Annotated in this window: 1 pseudogene; it reads right to left on the bottom strand. The window is 64.4% G+C overall.

The annotated features are described in order from the left end of the window. Nucleotides 1–1,125: pseudogene (locus FVQ98_RS19495) on the bottom strand (hypothetical protein); the annotation flags it as partial. Nucleotides 1,126–1,341 lie beyond the last annotated feature (216 nt).

The following is a 1,341-nucleotide window of genomic DNA, read 5'->3' on the forward strand; positions in this document are numbered from 1 at the left end:
GCCGTCGATCTGTGCGCTAACTTGCGCAGTCACCTCACCAGCCAAGCCGCTGATCAGGCCGTTGGTGAAGCCATCCTTGAAGTTGCCGCCAAGCACTGTCTGCAGGGCACCTTGTACCGTGGCGCGGCCGGTGTGCTCCATCAGGCGCGCGCCAAAGCTACCGGCGCTGCCATCTATGAACTGACCGACGCCGGGCAGCTTGCCAATGCCAGCGGTCGCGCCGCCTGATAGCGCAGACTTCAACACGTCGCCAAAGTCCACTTTGCCATTGACGATGAACTGCATCACAGTGCTGCTGAGGGCGCCGCTGGCTGCGCCCGTGGCGATAGCGCCGCCGATGCCTGTGCCAAACGTGTTGGCCATAACACCGCTCAACATCCCGGAGGTGGCTGCGCTGCTGCCGGCAGCCCCGGCTGCCCCAGCCGCCGCGGGTGCGCCGACACCGAAGGTAATGACCGTGGCAGCCGCTGCGAAAATGTACGGGAATGCCCGATCCAGGGCGTTGGGCTTGAGGTTCTCAATGTCCGTGCTAAAGCCCTGCACCGGATCGAACCAAATGGCCTCGTTGTTGATGAGCTTGGTGATCCGGTTCGGGTCGAGTCGCTCAACGTCCGGCCGGGTGATTAGCCCATCCAGTGCCCAGTGAGATTCGGCTTGCCCATCAACACCAACGTGCGGCACGAAGGTGAGTGGATCGCCGCCATGCAAGTAAGCCAATCCACGTTGAGCAGGTGAGTCGCCTGCGGTGTAATCGCGCGCAAACGCTGCCTCGTCAAATTGCCAGCTGGGCGGGTATCCATCGGCGTGGCCGCTGCCTGCGCTGTAGACCCAACCCGGCTGACCGCTTGACGGTGTGTCCTTGCTGTTCCCCGGCACGTATGGCACCGGAATCGTAGGAGGGGCGTCTTTTGCCAGGTCCTTGGCCTTGAAAAACTCACCCTCGACGGTACGCTGTGCATTCTGCAGTTGGTACAGGCGGCCACCCAAATCGGCGCCGTAGCGCGCTTCAATCCCTTGGCCGACGGTGGTCCAGGTGGGCAACGCCTTCAGCTCGCCGCCGAAGTTGGCGACCAGTTCCTGGTTGGCGGGGTCGGCCAACATGAGTTCCAGCGCCTGGATCTCCATCGGGTCGGCAGCAGGGCCGGCAGGGGCGGCTTCGTCCACGGCCGTCGCCGGATCCACCGGCGCGGCGGGATCCACGGGCTTGGCTTCAGGCGTTCTGGGCGTAGCCGCCTCGGGAATCTGCACGTCCGTCGGGCGGGAACGCTCCTCAATCCGCAGCGGGTGGCCGTCCTTGCCGGGCGGATAGGGGCCACCGAGATTGACGGGACCGATCTGGTT

The organism is Ottowia flava (assembly GCF_008017535.1).
GTDB lineage: Bacteria > Pseudomonadota > Gammaproteobacteria > Burkholderiales > Burkholderiaceae_C > Ottowia > Ottowia flava.